Origin of the sequence: Neptunomonas concharum (genome assembly GCF_008630635.1) — a bacterium.
Lineage (GTDB): Bacteria > Pseudomonadota > Gammaproteobacteria > Pseudomonadales > Balneatricaceae > Neptunomonas > Neptunomonas concharum.
On sequence record NZ_CP043869.1, the window covers coordinates 910,391 to 927,438 of the forward strand.

Sequence of the window (17,048 nt, forward strand, 5' to 3'; positions counted from 1 at the left end):
GTATTATGTTAAAGAGACGCCAGTTGTTGGCCTGCACACTGTTGACACCCTTACTGCCATTAGTTTCGCCATTGCTCGCTGCGCCATCTACTAGCGGTACTGCACCGCGTTACTTACTGCTCGTTGAATTACACGGCGGTAATGACAGCCTAAATACATTTATACCCATAAATGACAAAGCCTATTGCACTCACCGGCCTACATTAGCAGTTCCATCGGATGCACAAGTTACTCTGACTGATACGTTAGCAATTAATGCGCAAATGGCAGTGATGGAACCTATATGGGCGGCGGGTGAGTTGGCGTTATTTCCTGGTGTGGGTTATCCGCAGCCTAATCGTTCCCACTTTCGCTCGATTGAAATTTGGGATACAGCATCAGACAGTAATCAAATACTCGAAAATGGTTGGCTTGCTGAGCTTTATAAGGGGCACCCCTTGGTAAAGCATTTCTCAGCCCAAGGTATTGTTATCGGTAGGAATGCTGCACCTATGGTGGGTAACGATTTACCTGTACTGGTTATGAATAACCAAAAGCAATTTATTCGCCAAGCTGAAAAACTAAAAGAGATCAGTGAACAAAGCAAAAACGCCACCCTCAAGCATATGCTTAATACCTACCAAAGCGCACGGGCTGGTGCGCAAACGCTGAAGCAGGGTGTGAACGATGAAATCATGATGGGTGGGATGGATACAAAAGATAAAGGAAAGGTCGCTAAAATAGCAGAGTTTAAGCGGGATCTAAATGAAGCGGCAAACATAATAAAAGGTGGACACGGTGCTCCAGTGATCAAAGTTGCCTTAAGCGGGTTTGATACTCACATAAACCAGAAAAATCAGCATGATCAGCTACTTAAAGCGCTCGCTGAAGGTTTAGCCTTTTTTAGGAAAACCATGAAAGAGGCAGGCCTGTGGGATCAGATTTTAGTGATGAGTTATTCGGAGTTTGGCAGAAGAGTCACTGAAAATGGCAGCCAAGGAACCGACCATGGTACAGCCGCCACGCACTTTATGATGGGAGGCAAAGTAGCAGGAGGTGTGAGAACACCGATGCCAAGCTTGTCTGATCTGCAAAACAAAGATCTAAAATATACCACTGACTTTAGATCGCTCTATGCCTCTGTGGCACAGCAATGGCTAGGCATAGCCCCAGGCCCTTTATTGGCAGGCTATCCGCAGCTCAATATTATTACTTTATAGATGTTCCACTTATAAGCGAACAAGTGTTACAGATTCGTTTTTCGGGATGTGTGATAACTCGCAATCCAAGCGAGCGCTAACACCAGCATAAAGGTTGCGGCGTTAGAGGGGATTTGTAGGTTAAAATCGACGGTTGCATGCATCGACATGGCGATCATCGACATAATACAACCAAACGAAACCCCGCGCATAAGCGCATTTCTGCGCTTCCATTGCGCTTTGATGGCAACAGCAAAGCTAAGGGCAGCGGCCAGCAGTAGGGGGATAAAACCGATCAACCCGCGCTCAGATAAAAACTCCAGATAATCGTTATGGGCGTGATCATAAAAGATACGAATATCGGCCTCACGATAGGCAGGAAAGGCTGTATAAAAGGTGCCGGCTCCTGTGCCAGTTAACAGGTGCTCATCCAACAGTTTTACACTGTAGCGGTTAACATCATCACGGGTTTCTCGCTGGGTGGAGGTGTTTTCTAGCCGGTTGATAACTTTTTCAACACCAAAAAACGTACCCACGATAAAGATATCTATCACCAGCAAACTGCCTAGCAGTATGACTGTGGATCGAGTGGCGCGGCGGCTGAGTAATAACGCAATCACACCGGTAATCATCATGGCCGCAAAAAAAGAGGTATTACCCATACGTGAGTGAGTCAACACTAATCCGATCACCATTATGATCAGGGCGATACGCAATCGCGCTTTCTCACCCAATAGTGCCATCATCCAGCGGCGCAGACGATTACGCCAGCTACCCGAACGCTCTGTGTGTAGCGTTGCAATCATGAGCCCCAGCCCTAGTGATAAACAGATCACCAAATAACCCGCTAAATGATTACGGTTAATAAAGGTGCCCGTCGCTACGCCGGTATAGCTATCTTTGGGGATAAAAAAACTATACTCCGTGCCGCCCAAAGTCATGACGCCACCATAAATAGCCTGGGCGGTGCCGCTTAGTACCAATGCGTACAACACTAGCTGTATGCGGCTGCGCTGATTGATTAGCAGTAATGCCAGCGCGAACACCGCGATATAACTCCAGCCAAGTATCCATTGTTGTAGTGTGGCATGAGCATCCAGCGTATGGTTGCTAATCCACTGATAGCCTACCCACAGATTAGAAGCAACCAGTAGGCCAAATACGGGTAACGCTTTTTTAAAAACCGGTGTTACTTCAATACGGCCACGCAAATACAACCAGCACCAGCCGCCAAGTAATAGAGCAGTAAAAACAATCAATAAAGAGGATGACCAAGGGCGGTTGCTGCCAAGGGGTAAAGGGATCCACAGTAAAAAAGCAATAAAACAATAAAACAGCGTTTTATCGGCAGGGATGTATCTATCCATGAAAGCAACCGCTCACAAAAGGCACTAAAAGAAAAAGGCCAACGATAAACGTCAGCCTCTTATATAAAACGACTCAGCAGAGCTAGCTAACGATCAGCTAGGGCTGCCTATTCCACCGCCGCCGCCGCCAGCGTTAGAGCCAAATGGAGGAGGAGTCACAGCACGGCCAGTTTGGCCAGGAGCAATACCTAAACCTCGACCTTGGCCTTGAGGGTTACCTGCAGCTGTTGCTTCAGTAATAGAGGTCGGGTCTGCACCTGCACCTATTGCTGCTGTAATAACTGCATCAGCGTCTGCTCCAGAAGATATAGCAGCAGAAGTAATATCTTGCGCTTTATCTGGGGCAGCCGTAATAGCTGCGGCAACGATAGAATCAGCAGCATCTGGATTTGCTGAAACCATAGCAGAAACAACTAAGGCTACTGTATCTGGATTTATAGCTGCAACTTGCTGAAAGATAGATTCAACAGACTGGCCGTCAGCCGTAGCGTTTGAAACAACTTCTGAAATTGATAAGCCTGAGGCAATATCAGATGGTATATCCGCAAAGGCAGAGTACAACGGGAACATCCCTGCCACAACACCAATGATAAGATGGCGCATTTACATGCTCCTTGCTTGTAGAAAATGTAACCAGATATTAGCAGAGCAATAAACGCACATGCAATATAAAGGCAACAATAAATTGATTAAATGTTGCACAGCGCCGACAGAGTGACTTAAAATAACTTCGCAATGCAGCAAAGGGCGATGGATATATACACGCTGCAGTTTATCAAGGGTTGGACAGATGGAATTACACACAACGCATCAGGCAGTATCTGCCTTTCCGTCTCGTCGCAGGCGCCTACTTAAAAATCACGAAAACCTCATGTTTTGGGTACAGGTTCTCGCTGACATAGGCGCGGCGCTCCTGCTGTTACTACTGCTTACCTACCTTAAAATCGACTCACTACCTATGCAATATCGTTTTTTGGGGGTCATTGTTGTTATCAGCATGTTTGGTATCTACACCGCCCGTGGCGTATACCGGCAATCCGCCAGCTACTGGCGTACAGCATTACGCATTGCGGTGGCGTGGGGGCTGTGCTTGGTACTGTGGCTATTCTTAGGGTTTATCACCAAAACTACCGACTTATTCTCCCGCGAGGTAGTGCTAATCTGGGCGCCCATTGTGCTATTAGTACAGCTACTAAACTCCATTACGCTGGCTTACCTTAACCGGCAGTATAAAGCTCGCTACGCGAAGCCGATCCCGACACTGGTGATAGGCCAAAGCAACATAGCCCATCATCTGATAAAAAGCTTGAACAGCAACAGCTGGCTAAGGGATCGTGTAATCGGCATTGTGCAAAGCTATGAAGACACACTGGATAGTACTCCGACATCGAGAGAAAAAAGTACCTTACCTATACTCGGTAACATCGCCTCATTACGGGGTATTATCAAAGAGCACAACATCAAACGTATCTATATTGCACTGCCGTTAAGCGAATCCGAACAGATCGAAGGGCTGCATATCGACCTGCTGGACCAAAATGTCGATGTGATCTGGGCACCAGACATCTTCGCCATGAACCTGCTCAACCACTCCGTACGCGAAGTCGCAGGGGTGCCGCTGATATCCCTGAATGAAAGCCCACTAACGGCATCGAGGGTGCCCATGATCCTGAAAAATGCGATGGATAAAACCTGTGCCACCCTTGGTCTGATAGCGTTAGCTCCGCTATTTTTAGTGATCGCCATCCTAATTAAACGGTCATCCCCTGGCCCAGTGTTTTACCAACAAAACCGTACCGGCTTTGATGGGCAAATCTTTAAAGTGTATAAATTCCGCAGTATGAAACTGCACGACGATGCCGAGGTTGTACAACAAGCCACCAAAGAAGACCCGCGCATCACCAAAATTGGCAAGTTTATACGCCGCACCTCCATCGATGAGCTGCCCCAACTGATTAACGTACTCAACGGCACCATGTCATTAGTCGGGCCGCGCCCCCACGCGGTATCCCACAACAACTACTACAGTGACAAAATCGACGCCTACCTTGCCCGCCACCGTATTAAGCCTGGAATTACCGGCTTGGCACAGATTAGAGGATTTAGGGGGGAGACAGAAACTCTCGATAAAATGGAGCGGCGGGTAGAGTATGATCTGGCGTATATCAACAACTGGTCGTTGGCGTTGGATATAAAGATACTTATTAAAACGCCGGTGAGTCTTTTTGCCAAAGATATATATTAAGTTGTAGCAAGGAAGTTGAATGAAGTTTTTAGTGACAGGTGCTGCTGGATTTATAGGGATGCACACGGCAAGGCGTTTGTTGGATGACGGGCATGAAGTTGTCGGCTTAGATAACCTTAATGACTATTACGATGTAGGTCTAAAACATGCACGGTTAAAGCAGTTAACGCCATATTCTGCCTTTAGATTTGTAAAGATGGATGTAGCTGACAGAGATGGAATCGCGCAACTGTTTAAAGAAGAACAATTTCAGCGTGTGATCCACTTAGCTGCGCAAGCGGGTGTGCGTTATTCGATAGAAAATCCAATGGCCTATATAGATTCAAACCTCGTAGGCATGGCGACTATTCTAGAAGGTTGTAGGCACAATAAAGTCGAACATTTGGTGTACGCCTCTTCTAGTTCGGTTTATGGAGCAAATGCAAAAACCCCCTTCTCTGAAAGTGATAGAGTTGATAATCCTGTGTCTCTGTATGCAGCAACTAAAAAATCTAATGAGTTGATGGCCCATACATACAGTCATCTGTATTCCTTGCCAACTACAGGTCTGCGCTTTTTTACTGTATATGGTCCGTGGGGGCGGCCAGATATGGCACCTTGGTTGTTTACTGAAGCCATTCTGAAAGGGCAGCCAATTAAAGTATTTAATAACGGAAAAATGCAGCGTGACTTTACCTATATAGATGATATTGTTCAAGGCGTGATTCGTATTCAGAATTTTGTACCTCGAAGAGATGATAAGATGGGCATAGATAGTCCTTCGGAGAACATAGCCCCTTATAAGATATATAACATCGGAAACAATGAACCGATCGAATTGATGGAATTTATTCGAGCAATTGAAGAGTCTACTGGTGAGAAAGCCATAAAAGAATATTTACCTATGCAGCCTGGTGACGTTCCTGTTACATATGCCGATATAGTAGTACTTGATAACGTTATTTCTTTTAAGCCTAATAGTAGGATTGAAAAAGGAGTTGGTGATTTTGTGAGCTGGTACATGAAATATATAGCTGGTAGTTATGATTAAAAAACTGGTTAGTGTTTTTTTTGGCAATGGCTTGCATGCGTTATCGCAACTTTTATTGGTTGTATATATGGGGAGATTTTTAGGAGAGGAGGTTTTATCAGAGTATGTTTTTTCTGTAGCATTATGTAGTCCGGTGTATATGTTTTTTGGTGGTGGAGTAAGAAATCTCTGCTCTGTTGATGTGCAGTTTAAATACTCAGATTCAAATTATTTTGAAAGTAGACTTTACTTTTTATTCTTAGGGGTTATCTCAATACTCTCTATTACCTTTTTCTTAGATATGGAACTAGGTTATATATTTTATTATGTTCTTGCGTTAAAGATTCTAGAGAGTGGTCTTGAGACTTTATATGGTGCATTTCAAAGAGTCATAAATTATGAATTGATAAGGAATTATAATGTCGTTAGGTCTGTTTCTGTCGTTATTCTAATATGCTTCATGTTGTTTTTTGATTGGTTCTGTTTAAGGTATTATTTTTTATTCCAGATTTTCATATTAGTTTTTATTTTACTGTCTGCCCTTAAGGGGCTTGATGGAACGCTGCACTTTGATGGTGTTGCTTTGGCTAGTAAGATTTTCTGTTTAAGTTTATCTTTTGGTGTGATGGCAATGGTTTCAAATCTTAACCTTAATCTTCCTAGATTTTTTTTAGGTCTACGTAGTAGTTCCGATCTTGCAATATATGCTTTGTTATATCAAATAGTTTTTATTGGGAGTGTTGTTGTAATTGCGTTATCACAGTTTTTTTTACCTGTAATGGCGAAGTTTTGGAGTGAGGCTAATTATAAGGTATGGTTTGTTTTTTTAATGAGACTATATGCCGGGTGTGGGTTTGTTGTCTTGCTGTCGATTTTCTTTTCCTATTTTTATGGTGTTAAGCTCTTCAACTTGGTTTTCGGTGTGTCGTATTCTGTAGAATGGTTGGATATTGCTTTAATGCAGATTCTTGGTTTATTTTCATATTGTCTAAACATATCCAGTGTTGCTTTTCAGTCTAGTGTAAAGATAGGGGTGGTAAAGTGGGGTGTGTACTCAACATTTTTGCACGGCGCTTTACTGTTTTTTTTGACTCCTTTGATAGGGGTAAATGGTGCGGTATTTTCAACTATTGCTTACTTGATTATATATAACTCTGCTCTTCTTTTTCTTGTCTTTAAGAATTACTATAAGGTAAAGGTTTAATATGAAAATTATACATGTTGCGGAAACGGTACATGGAGGTATAGCGACATATCTTAATGAAATAGTTCCAATTCAGTCGTTAAAGTATGGTAAGGAAAATGTTTATGTTCTCGCTCCAAGAGAGCAACTTGACTGTCTAGGAGAGGGTTTTAATAATTTTTCTTTTGAATCAAAGGGGCGAAGTTTTTTCAGTATATTTAATTTAATTGTTGTTTATATAAAAGTAATGTCAAGTTTTAAGCCCGATGTGGTTCACATTCATAGTAGCTTTGCCGGTTTTTTTTGTAGGACTGTACATTTATTTTTATTTAAAAAAGTTGCTGTTGTCTATTGCTCTCATGGCTGGTCTTTCTCTATGAGTACTGGGCCTTTTAAGAAAAATATTTATGCGCTTGTGGAGCGATGCCTATCTGTACTTACAGATAGAATAGTTTGTATTTCAAAATTTGAGAAGAAACTGGCGGTAAGTTATGGTTTCTCAGAAAAAAAGTGTGTTGTTGTATACAACGGGATATCTAGAACACCCCCAGATTTTGTTGAGGGTGGTGTTTTAGATAGCAATGATAAAGTGAAATTTTTGTTTGTTGGTCGATTTCACCATGCAAAAGGATTTGACTTGTTAATTCCAATCTTTGAAAGATTAAAGGGGAAAGCGGATTTGTATGTGGCAGGGGGGGCGAGACTAGATAATGAGTTGGATTTCTCTGTTCCTGATAATGTACATAAACTTGGCTGGCTATCAAGTGAGGAGTTGCAGTTCTACTATCAAATTTGTGATGCAGTGATAGTTCCTTCGAGATGGGAAGGATTTGGTTTTGTAGCAGTAGAAGCAATGAGACAAAAAAAAGCTGTTTTTGGAAGTTCGAGTGGTGGTATTCCAGAAACTATCATATCAGGTAAAACAGGTATTATTTTCAATATTGATGAAACTCCTGAGTCAATATCTGAAAAAATATTGCTTTACACTAAAGCAGACCTCAGAGATATGGGTGAAAATGGTTATGTACACTTTCTGAATAATTTTTTAGTTGACAGCACTGTTTCTGGTTTGGATAAGGTTTATTTGGAGAGTCTGAAGTGTCGAAAAAGATAGTACTAATTACTGCAAAATATAGTGACAATCTTGGTGATGGTGTTATAGCAGATAATGTGCGTTATATACTATCTAGTAAGATAGGTGGCTCTTTCGAGGTGGTTGATCTTGATATGTCTGGGCGAAGAGGCTACTCAAAAATTGGTGGTGTATCAAAGATTAAAAATATTGCTCTTAATATGCCATATATCTTAAGAACAATCTTAGTTATATTAAAGTGGAACTTTGTTGATAAAAGAAGGATAAAGTCATACTTGAATTCTGAGAAAATTCTTGATGGCGAAGTTAAAATAGTTTTCGGAGGAGGGCAAGTTATTCATGATAATAATCTTAGTTTCCCATTAAAACTTAACTTCATTATATCATATGCAGAAAGTAGAGGTGTTGACGTTGGCTTTATTGGTTGTGGGGTTGGACGTAAAAGCTCCTGGTATGGAGAATTTCTCTTAAAAAGGGCTCTGTCTAGGCCTTGTGTGACCTCGGTTTTTTTAAGGGATTCAAGCTCGGTTGAACAGTTTAATCGTAGGTTTTCCAATAGTGGTGTTTTATTGGCTCAAGGGACTTACGATCCCGCATTTTACTCTGCCGAGGCGTATTCTATCAATGAGAAGAGTGTTGCAGGAAGAGTTGGCATAGGTATAGCTTGTCCGAATGATTTGCAAGCAAGTGCGGGTAAAGATTTTCGATTTGATAAAGATATTTTAAAAGAAAATTTTATAAGACTTGCAGAATTACTTATTGAATTTGGTTATGATGTTTTGTTTTATACAAATGGATCGTATGATGATGAGAAGTATCTTTCCTTTGTTTTAGAAGGCACTAAGTATAAGCGCATTGTTAGGCCATCTTCACCCTATGAATTGGTGCAAACTATCGCACAATTTTCTTGTGTGGTGTCGCATAGGCTTCATTCTTCAATTATAGCTAGATCCTTAGGTCTTAAGTCAGTTGGGCTGACATGGGATAAAAAAGTTGAATCATTTTATGATGATATAGCTCAAAAAGATTTCTGTGTAAAAGGAGATATATTTTCTCCTGATGATGTTTTTAATTTAATCAAGAGAGCTATAAACTTACCTATAATTGATATTACTGAATATAAGAGAAAAATAGAGGCTCAGTTAAAAAGTTTTGTTGGAGGTAAGCAATGAGAGTTTACGTCGTGCGTGATGGACACTTTACTGCTAGTGTAGATGGTCCGTCATCTAGGGTTGTATCTTATGAAAATTTTTCAAAAAGATATCTTGTTGCTTTTGATAGAGTTACCTTAATAGGCCGTTTATTTGACAGGGAAGACCAAAAAGCAAACCCGGTGGTAGGTGATTGTGTTGATTTTCTGGCAGTTCCAGGTTACAAGGGGCCTATTGGGTTTATTAAAGTAATACCTAAAATATTGAAGCTAATTTCTGGTATTGATAAAGAGTCAGCTTTTATTTTACGCTTGCCTGCTACTCTTCCGCTTATCTTGGGAGTATATTTGAAACTATTGAAAATTCCATACGCAGTAGAAGTAGTCGGTGATCCGTATGATGCGTACAGCCCAGCTGTGCTGAATAGGCGTTTTTCTAGATTTTTTCAATTTATTTTTACTAAGGCAACAAAAACTATTGCTGGTAATGCCTTAGCAGCTTCTTATGTAACAGAGTTTACCTTGCAGAAATCCTATCCTGCTTTAAAAAGTACTTTTCAGACTCATTATACTTCTTTGGACTTGCCAGATGATGCTTTAGTTCAAAGTTGCAGAGAGTACTCATCTCTTCAGCCCTTTGTTATAGTACATGTAGGATTGATGGAGTCTGACTATAAAGGGCATATGCAATTAATAGATGCTGTTAGTTCTCTTGTTAAAAAGGGGATGGATCTAAGAGTAAATTTCGTAGGGGATGGATCATTAAGACAAAAGTACGAGGATTACGTTAAGTCTATTGGGCTTCCAGAATATTTTAGTTTTAAGGGTATGAAATCAGCAGGACACGAAGTATGGAGTGAATTGGATATGGGTGATTTATTTGTCTTACCCTCGCTTCAGGAAGGCTTGCCTCGAGCAATGATAGAAGCTATGGCACGAGGTTTACCTTGTATTGGCACTAATGTTGGTGGTGTTCATGAGCTTATTCCATCTGAATTTATTGCTGAACCTGGTGATGTTAATGATTTGGCTAAAAAGATTGAGTTTGTTCTAAGTACCCCGAGTGTATTGTCTAGCATGTCGAGGGCTAACTTATCCAAAGCTAGAGAGTATATCAGAACGAACGTCGAGTCTAGGCGAGTTCTCTTTTATAAAAAAGTTCTAGAGTGCTACTCTTAAATGCAGGGCTTTATTCTTTCTCAACTAATTCTTTTGGTATCGACCTTTTATCTTGTCTTTTTCGAAGAGGTTGATATTGATATTTTCTTTGTATTCAGCTTCATTACAGTTTCTATTCTTGCTAAAGAAGCTGGTGATTGGCTCCTGGGAAGGCGCTGTCTTTTTGACCCAGCTTCCTTTGTGTCAATTTTTTCTTACGTTTACTTTTTTTTTAGTCCTATTCTTCAGAGGCATTGGCAATTTTGGCCTTCCTTCCCTGAGTTACAGTTCTATGATGGATGGTTGATTTTTTGGTCGTTTCTTATGATGTTTGGAGCATTAATTTATCGCTTTTCAGCTATGCTTCTAACTCCTTTTATGAATAAACCATCGATGTATATATATTCTTTCGATAAGAGAAGATTTTATTTCTTATCTATAGTTTTTACTTTTATTGGTGCTTTATCTCAGTTGTTTATTTATATAAAATTTGGTGGTGTTTCTGGATTCATGAACACTTTTACAGAAAGGCAAGACTTATCAGCTGCAGTTTTTGATCCTTTTTCCGGTATGGGCGTTCAAATGCTTCTTGCGGACGGCTATAGAAATGCCTTTGCTGTTTTATTAGTGGTTTATTTTATGGATAAACCTGTTAGAAATAAATGGTGGTTTTTTCCCGCAATTATTTTGATTATGGTTTTTGTTAATTTTATTTTTGGAGGGTTGAAAGGTAGTAGAGGAGCGGTCGTTTACTCTCTTTTTTGGGGTGTAGGTATGTATCACTTTTTTATAAAGAAAATAAGTATTAAATATGCTGTTTCTGGTATTTTGTTCTTATTTGTTTTTCTTAATTCCTACTATTGGTATAAGTTTGCCGGTTTGGATGGCCTTCAAGCAATATGGGATTCTGAGTATCGCTCTACTTTAAACCAAGGCCTAAGAGAGGAAAATGTTAAATTCGTTTTAAGTCGTGATTTAGGGAGAATGGACTTTCAAACATTAACTCTTCGAAAAGTGCTTGATGATGATTTTGATTTAAGTTTGGGTAGATCTTATATTTCGTCGATTTTTTCTATCATACCTGATAGCTTGTTGTCCCAAGAAAATAAAATGCCTTCTATAACGAAAGAAAAAACAGAGTTGATTTTTGGTTCTGGTAGCTATGTGCATGGTGATATAAGGGCTACAACTAATTTACTTGGTCAGTATGGCGAGCTTTTTGTTAACTTCGGCTTGGTCGGAGGTTTTGCTTTTTTTACCTTTATTGCTTTTTTTGTCACATTTATTAAAAAATTCGTCGTTGGGCTAGACTCAAAAGATGTTCGTCTTTTGTTGGTGCCTATGCTATCTCTGCTGGTAATAAAATTTTTCATGTATGATAGCGCTGTTTTTTCTCAATTTTTGTTGAGAAATTTTATATATATAATGCCTCTCTATGCTTTTTCTCTAGTAAGAAATCAAAGAGGTTAGTTATTTGATTTTTCCTTTTAAAAGCGTTTTAGTCTTTATTTTTCCCCTACTAAGGATGTCTTTATGAGAATAACCATCGCAGGTACCGGCTATGTTGGTTTATCCAATGCTATGTTGCTGGCGCAGCATAATGAAGTGGTCGCGGTGGATATTATCCCCGAAAAGGTCGCGATGCTTAACAACAAGCAATCGCCTATTGTTGATGCGGAGATCGAAGATTTTCTCGCCAACAAGCCGTTAAACTTTACCGCTACGCTGGATAAAGCACAGGCTTATCAAGCTGCTGATTATGTGATTATTGCAACGCCTACCGATTACGACCCTGATACCAACTACTTTAATACCCGCTCCGTTGAGTCGGTGATTAAGGATGTGATGGCCATCAACCCTGATGCGATCATGGTAATTAAGTCTACCGTGCCTGTGGGTTATACGGCTCGTATTAAGCAGGCGTTAGGTTGCGATAATATTCTCTTCTCCCCTGAGTTTCTCCGTGAAGGGCGGGCGCTTTATGATAATTTGCACCCTTCGCGCATTATTGTGGGGGAGCGCAGCGAGCGTGCGCGTGTCTTTGCCGATCTTTTGGTACAGGGGGCGGTTAAGCCAGATATTCCGGTGTTGTTTACCGATGCAACCGAGGCCGAGGCCGTTAAGCTGTTTTCTAACACCTATTTGGCGATGCGTGTGGCATATTTTAATGAGCTAGATAGCTACGCCGAAACCCACGGGCTGGATACTCGCCAGATTATCCAAGGTGTTGGGTTAGACCCTCGCATTGGTAACCATTATAACAACCCGTCGTTTGGTTACGGTGGTTATTGTTTACCCAAGGATACTAAGCAGTTGCTGGCAAACTTCCAAGACGTGCCCAGTAACATGGTGCGTGCCATTGTGGATGCTAACACCACCCGTAAAGATTTTATTGCTGATTCGGTGATTCGCCGCCAGCCTAAGGTGGTGGGGATCTACCGTTTGGTGATGAAGTCGGGCTCCGATAACTTTCGAGCATCGGCTATTCAGGGGATTATGAAGCGTATCAAAGCCAAAGGGATTGAGGTGATCGTGTATGAGCCGGTATTGGAGGAGGCTAGCTTCTTTAATTCGCGGGTCGAGCGTAACCTTGATCAATTTATGGCCGATGCCGATGTGATTATTGCTAACCGTCTCTCCTCAGAGCTAGAGGCCGTAGCAGATAAGGTCTACACCCGCGATCTGTTTGGCAGTGATTAGCGGCTTTTTATAGGGACATGAGGTTTTAGCTATGATCCCTGTGGTGTTGTCAGGTGGTTCGGGTACGCGTTTGTGGCCATTGTCACGGATCGAGTGCCCTAAGCAGTTTTTGCCCCTTAATTCTGCGCAATCCATGCTGCAAGAAACGGTATATCGCTTAGGGTCACTGCCGTCAGTGAGCATTATCTGTAATGAGGCGCATCGTTTTTTGGTCGCAGAGCAGATGCGCCAATTAGGCCAGCGTTGCTCTATTTTTTTAGAGCCTGTAGGCCGTAATACAGCCCCTGCCATTGCACTATCGGCATTGGATGCCGTGGCAAAAGGCCAAGGGGATGAGCCTCTGCTGGTACTCTCTTCCGATCATGTGATTACCGAACACGTCGTGTTTTTACAGGCGGTAGCGCAGGCCGAATCTCTCGCTAAAGATGGTTTTTTGGTCACCTTTGGCACGGTACCTACCCAGCCCGAAACCGGTTATGGTTATATTCGGCGGGGTAGTTCGCAAGGTCCGGCTTTTACTGTGGCGGAGTTTGTAGAAAAGCCGAATCTCGCTACGGCTCAGGCCTATTTAGCAACGGGTGAGTATTATTGGAATAGCGGTATTTTTATGTTTACCGCTAACCGCTATCTTGAGGAGCTAAGCCGGTTTCGCCCTGATATTTTGCAAGCCTGCCAGCAAGCAATGGCGATCACAACGCCTGATCTGGATTTTATCCGCATCGATAAAGCCGCCTTTGAAGCCTGCCCCGATGAGTCGATTGATTATGCGGTGATGGAAAAAACCGATAAAGCGGTGGTTATCCCGCTGGATGCCGGTTGGAGTGATGTGGGCAGCTGGTCGGCACTGTGGGAGATCAAGCCCAAAGATGAGGCGGGTAATGTGTTGCAGGGGGATGTCATCGCCGAAAACACCCGCAACTCGATGGTTATGGCTAATGAACGTTTGGTGACCACTCTAGGGGTGGATGATCTAATCATTGTAGATACCAAAGATGCCTTGATGGTCGCGCACAAAGACCATGTGCAAGAGGTTAAAAAACTCGTTGCAACGCTCAAATCCCAAGGCCGCCACGAACACTTGCAACACCGCGAAGTCTACCGCCCGTGGGGTAAATACGACTCTATCGATGCCGGTGAGCGCTATCAGGTAAAACGTATTACAGTTAAGCCCAATGCTAAGCTATCTCTGCAAAAACACCACCACCGCGCTGAGCATTGGGTGGTTGTTAAAGGCACAGCCCGAGTCACCTGCGGTGATAAGACTTTTCTTGTAACCGAAAACCAATCAACCTACATCCCGTTAGGTGAAGTGCATTGCCTCGAAAACCCCGGCAAAGTTGACCTAGAGTTAATCGAAGTGCAATCCGGCTCCTATCTGGGAGAAGATGACATCATCCGACTGCAAGATAACTACGGTAGAGAGTAGATAGGTTTTTAGTGCGTGAGTGCCCTCCGTACCGAATAAATATCGGTTACAATGTGCGTAATCTCTTAATCGCTAATTTAAACGTAAGGAGTGGTCTATGGCCGTGTTAGTCACAGGCGGTGCAGGTTATATTGGTAGCCATACTGTCGTTCAGTTGCAGCAAGCCGGTTTGGATGTGGTGGTGTTAGATAATCTGTGTAATAGCCACCCTGAGGTATTCAACCGTATCGCGCAGATTTCTGGTGTTCGACCTGCGTTTGAGGAGGGGGATATTCGCGATAAAGCCTTCCTTAAAGGAGTGTTCTCCCGCCATTCGATTGATTCCGTTATCCACTTTGCGGGCTTGAAAGCGGTAGGAGAGTCGGTTGCTAAGCCGCTGTTTTATTATCAGAACAATGTCGAAGGCTCAATAAACCTGTTTGAGGCGATGGCAGACGCAGGGTGTAAGCGTATTGTGTTTAGTTCATCGGCTACTGTGTATGGCGATCCTGCATCTGTGCCGATTCGTGAGGATTTCCCCCTTTCTGCAACCAACCCTTATGGTCAATCTAAGCTGATGATTGAGCATATTCTGCGGGATTTAGCGGTAGCGGATGCTGAGTGGGAGGTTGCACTGCTGCGTTATTTCAATCCAGTGGGTGCTCATGAGAGTGGTTTAATTGGTGAGGACCCTAGTGGTATCCCTAACAACTTGATGCCATTTGTTGCTCAGGTGGCGATAGGTCGACGTGATTGCCTGAGCGTATTTGGCGGCGATTACCCGACAGTCGATGGTACCGGTGTGCGGGACTATATCCATGTGGTTGATTTGGCGGCGGGGCATTTAAAAGCGTTGGATGCACTCCAATCTGAGCATGGTTGTAAAGCCTATAATCTGGGCACAGGCAATGGTTACTCGGTGTTGGAGGTGGTCAGTGCGTTTGCTAAGGCGTGTGGTCGTGATATTCCTTATGAAATTGTTGATCGTCGCCCGGGAGATATCGCAGCGTGTTACGCTGATCCTGCCTACAGTGCCCAGCAGTTGGGTTGGCGTGCGGAGTATGATATTCAGCGTATGGTAACGGATCATTGGCGCTGGCAATCCGCTAATCCTAATGGCTATGGTGGCACCTGATCAGGTGCTCGCGCCGCTAAAGGTTTAATCATTCTACAGGGAGTTGTTATGGTTACGATTACGCACCACGGTGCTGTTAATGGTGTTACGGGGTCTTGTCATCAATTGACGTTGGATTCTGGTGAGGCACTGCTCGTGGATTGCGGCATGTTTCAAGGGGCGGAGTCTGTGAATCGGGAGGAGGGTGATAAAGTTATCGACTTTCCTTTGGATGATATCAAAGCCTTGCTGGTTACTCATTGCCATATTGATCATGTTGGTCGGATCCCTTTTTTGTTAGCTGCAGGGTTTGATGGGCCTATCTATGCCACGCAGGCTACGGCGCACCTGCTGCCATTAGTATTGGAAGACGCCATCAAAGTCGGCGTATCCCGTGATAAGCGTTTGATCCAAAAAGTGTTGGCGCGTTTAGCCTCTTTGTTACGCCCTATTCCTGATGATCAGTGGTTTGATATTGAAGGTTTGCCTAAGACTAAGGGGCGTTTTCGTGTGGCTGGGCATATTTTGGGCTCCGCTTTTATCGAGATCGATGCTAACAGTGAGCGGGTGCTGTTTTCGGGGGATTTGGGGGCGACCTATTCCCCTTTGTTAGCGGCACCTAAAGCGCCTTATCGGGCTGATCGCGTCGTTATCGAGAGCACCTATGGTGACAAGTTGCATGAAGGCCGAAGGAATCGCCGCAAGTTATTACGAAAAACCATTGAGCAGTGCTTGAAAAATCGTGGTGCGGTTTTGATTCCTGCGTTTAGTATTGGGCGTACGCAGGAGTTACTGTACGAGATCGAAGAGATTATTCATCGTAAACAGGTGGATTGGGCTGACCTGGATGTCATTATCGACTCACCGCTTGCCGCTAAGTTTACTGCTCATTATCGCGCATTAAGCCACCTTTGGGATGCCGAAGCGCGAGTCAAGTTATCGGCAGGTCGGCACCCATTAGCGTTTGATCAGATGATAACGATTGATAGCCATCAGGCGCATATGAAATGTGTTAATCATATTAAAGAGACGGGCAGGCCCTCGATTGTGATTGCCGCCAGCGGTATGTGTGCTGGTGGCCGTATACTGAACTACCTTAAAGCGTTGCTACCTGATGAACGTACCGATGTGCTGTTTGTCGGTTATCAGGCACAGGGTACGCCGGGGCGTGATATTCAAACCTATGGGCCCAAAGGCGGGTATGTCTATATGGATGGGGAGCGGGTCGATATTCGTGCGGGTGTGCATACGATCAGCGGATACTCTGCTCACGCGGATCAAAGCAACTTAGTTCGTTTTGTTAAGCGCATTTATCGTAAACCTCACGAGATCCGGATAGTGCATGGTGATGATGAGGCAAAACAGGCGCTGGCACGTGAGTTGGCGGCGATAGTGCCGGATGCCACTATATTGATCCCGAAAGGTTAATGTTTATGTTGACGCTTC

14 protein-coding genes are annotated in these 17,048 nt (G+C 43.1%); 12 read left to right on the forward strand and 2 right to left on the reverse strand.

All coding sequences use genetic code 11. From position 1 onward, the window contains the following. Positions 1-5: 5 nt before the first annotated feature. Positions 6-1,199: a DUF1501 domain-containing protein gene (locus tag F0U83_RS04265; RefSeq protein WP_138988941.1), complete on the forward strand. Its 1,194-nt coding sequence runs from the start codon at positions 6-8 to the stop codon at positions 1,197-1,199. 26 nt (positions 1,200-1,225) lie between these two features. Here F0U83_RS04265 and F0U83_RS04270 read toward each other — a convergent pair whose 3' ends face one another. Both F0U83_RS04270 and F0U83_RS04275 read right to left on the reverse strand, forming a co-directional pair. Next, complete coding sequence (locus tag F0U83_RS04270) at positions 1,226-2,545, reverse strand: O-antigen ligase family protein (protein ID WP_138988940.1); 1,320 nt, start codon at positions 2,543-2,545, stop codon at positions 1,226-1,228. A 93-nt stretch (positions 2,546-2,638) separates the two neighbouring features. Further along, a complete protein-coding gene (locus tag F0U83_RS04275; protein ID WP_138988939.1) occupies positions 2,639-3,148 on the reverse strand; it encodes a hypothetical protein in 510 nt (169 codons plus the stop codon). 187 nt (positions 3,149-3,335) lie between these two features. Between F0U83_RS04275 and F0U83_RS04280 the strand changes: the two genes are divergently transcribed. The 11 genes from F0U83_RS04280 (at position 3,336) to F0U83_RS04330 (ending at position 17,030) form a co-directional block, all read left to right on the forward strand. After that, on the forward strand, positions 3,336-4,790 hold the full coding sequence (locus tag F0U83_RS04280; RefSeq protein WP_246077907.1) for an undecaprenyl-phosphate glucose phosphotransferase: 1,455 nt from the start codon (positions 3,336-3,338) through the stop codon (positions 4,788-4,790). Between the two features lie 19 nt (positions 4,791-4,809). Then, entirely contained in the window at positions 4,810-5,820 is a 1,011-nt protein-coding gene (locus F0U83_RS04285; protein WP_138988938.1) for an NAD-dependent epimerase, read from the forward strand. Continuing rightward, entirely contained in the window at positions 5,813-7,003 is a 1,191-nt protein-coding gene (locus tag F0U83_RS04290) for a lipopolysaccharide biosynthesis protein (RefSeq protein ID WP_138988937.1), read from the forward strand. The genes F0U83_RS04285 and F0U83_RS04290 overlap by 8 nt, the downstream gene beginning before the upstream one ends. A gap of 1 nt (position 7,004) precedes the next feature. Beyond that, complete coding sequence (locus F0U83_RS04295; protein WP_138988936.1) at positions 7,005-8,096, forward strand: glycosyltransferase; 1,092 nt, start codon at positions 7,005-7,007, stop codon at positions 8,094-8,096. Continuing rightward, the gene (locus F0U83_RS04300; RefSeq protein ID WP_138988935.1) at positions 8,081-9,247 is read left to right on the forward strand and encodes a polysaccharide pyruvyl transferase family protein; all 1,167 of its coding nucleotides are present in this window, start codon (positions 8,081-8,083) and stop codon (positions 9,245-9,247) included. The genes F0U83_RS04295 and F0U83_RS04300 overlap by 16 nt, the downstream gene beginning before the upstream one ends. Then, positions 9,244-10,404 carry a glycosyltransferase gene (locus tag F0U83_RS04305; RefSeq protein ID WP_138988934.1) on the forward strand — a complete coding sequence of 387 codons (1,161 nt, stop codon included), beginning with the start codon at positions 9,244-9,246 and terminating at the stop codon, positions 10,402-10,404. Before F0U83_RS04300 ends, F0U83_RS04305 begins: the two co-directional genes overlap by 4 nt. Next, a complete protein-coding gene (locus F0U83_RS04310) occupies positions 10,405-11,853 on the forward strand; it encodes a hypothetical protein (protein WP_138988933.1) in 1,449 nt (482 codons plus the stop codon). 63 nt (positions 11,854-11,916) lie between these two features. Continuing rightward, positions 11,917-13,083 (forward strand): nucleotide sugar dehydrogenase, encoded by a 1,167-nt coding sequence (locus F0U83_RS04315; protein WP_138988932.1) that lies wholly within the window; start codon positions 11,917-11,919, stop codon positions 13,081-13,083. A 31-nt stretch (positions 13,084-13,114) separates the two neighbouring features. Continuing rightward, positions 13,115-14,509, forward strand: coding sequence for a mannose-1-phosphate guanylyltransferase/mannose-6-phosphate isomerase (locus tag F0U83_RS04320; protein ID WP_138988931.1), 1,395 nt, complete (start codon positions 13,115-13,117; stop codon positions 14,507-14,509). Positions 14,510-14,606: 97 nt separating this feature from the next. Next, positions 14,607-15,623, forward strand: a complete 1,017-nt coding sequence (galE, locus tag F0U83_RS04325) for a UDP-glucose 4-epimerase GalE (RefSeq protein WP_138988930.1) — start codon at positions 14,607-14,609, stop codon at positions 15,621-15,623. 48 nt (positions 15,624-15,671) lie between these two features. After that, positions 15,672-17,030, forward strand: coding sequence for an MBL fold metallo-hydrolase (locus F0U83_RS04330; protein ID WP_138988929.1), 1,359 nt, complete (start codon positions 15,672-15,674; stop codon positions 17,028-17,030). Positions 17,031-17,048 lie beyond the last annotated feature (18 nt).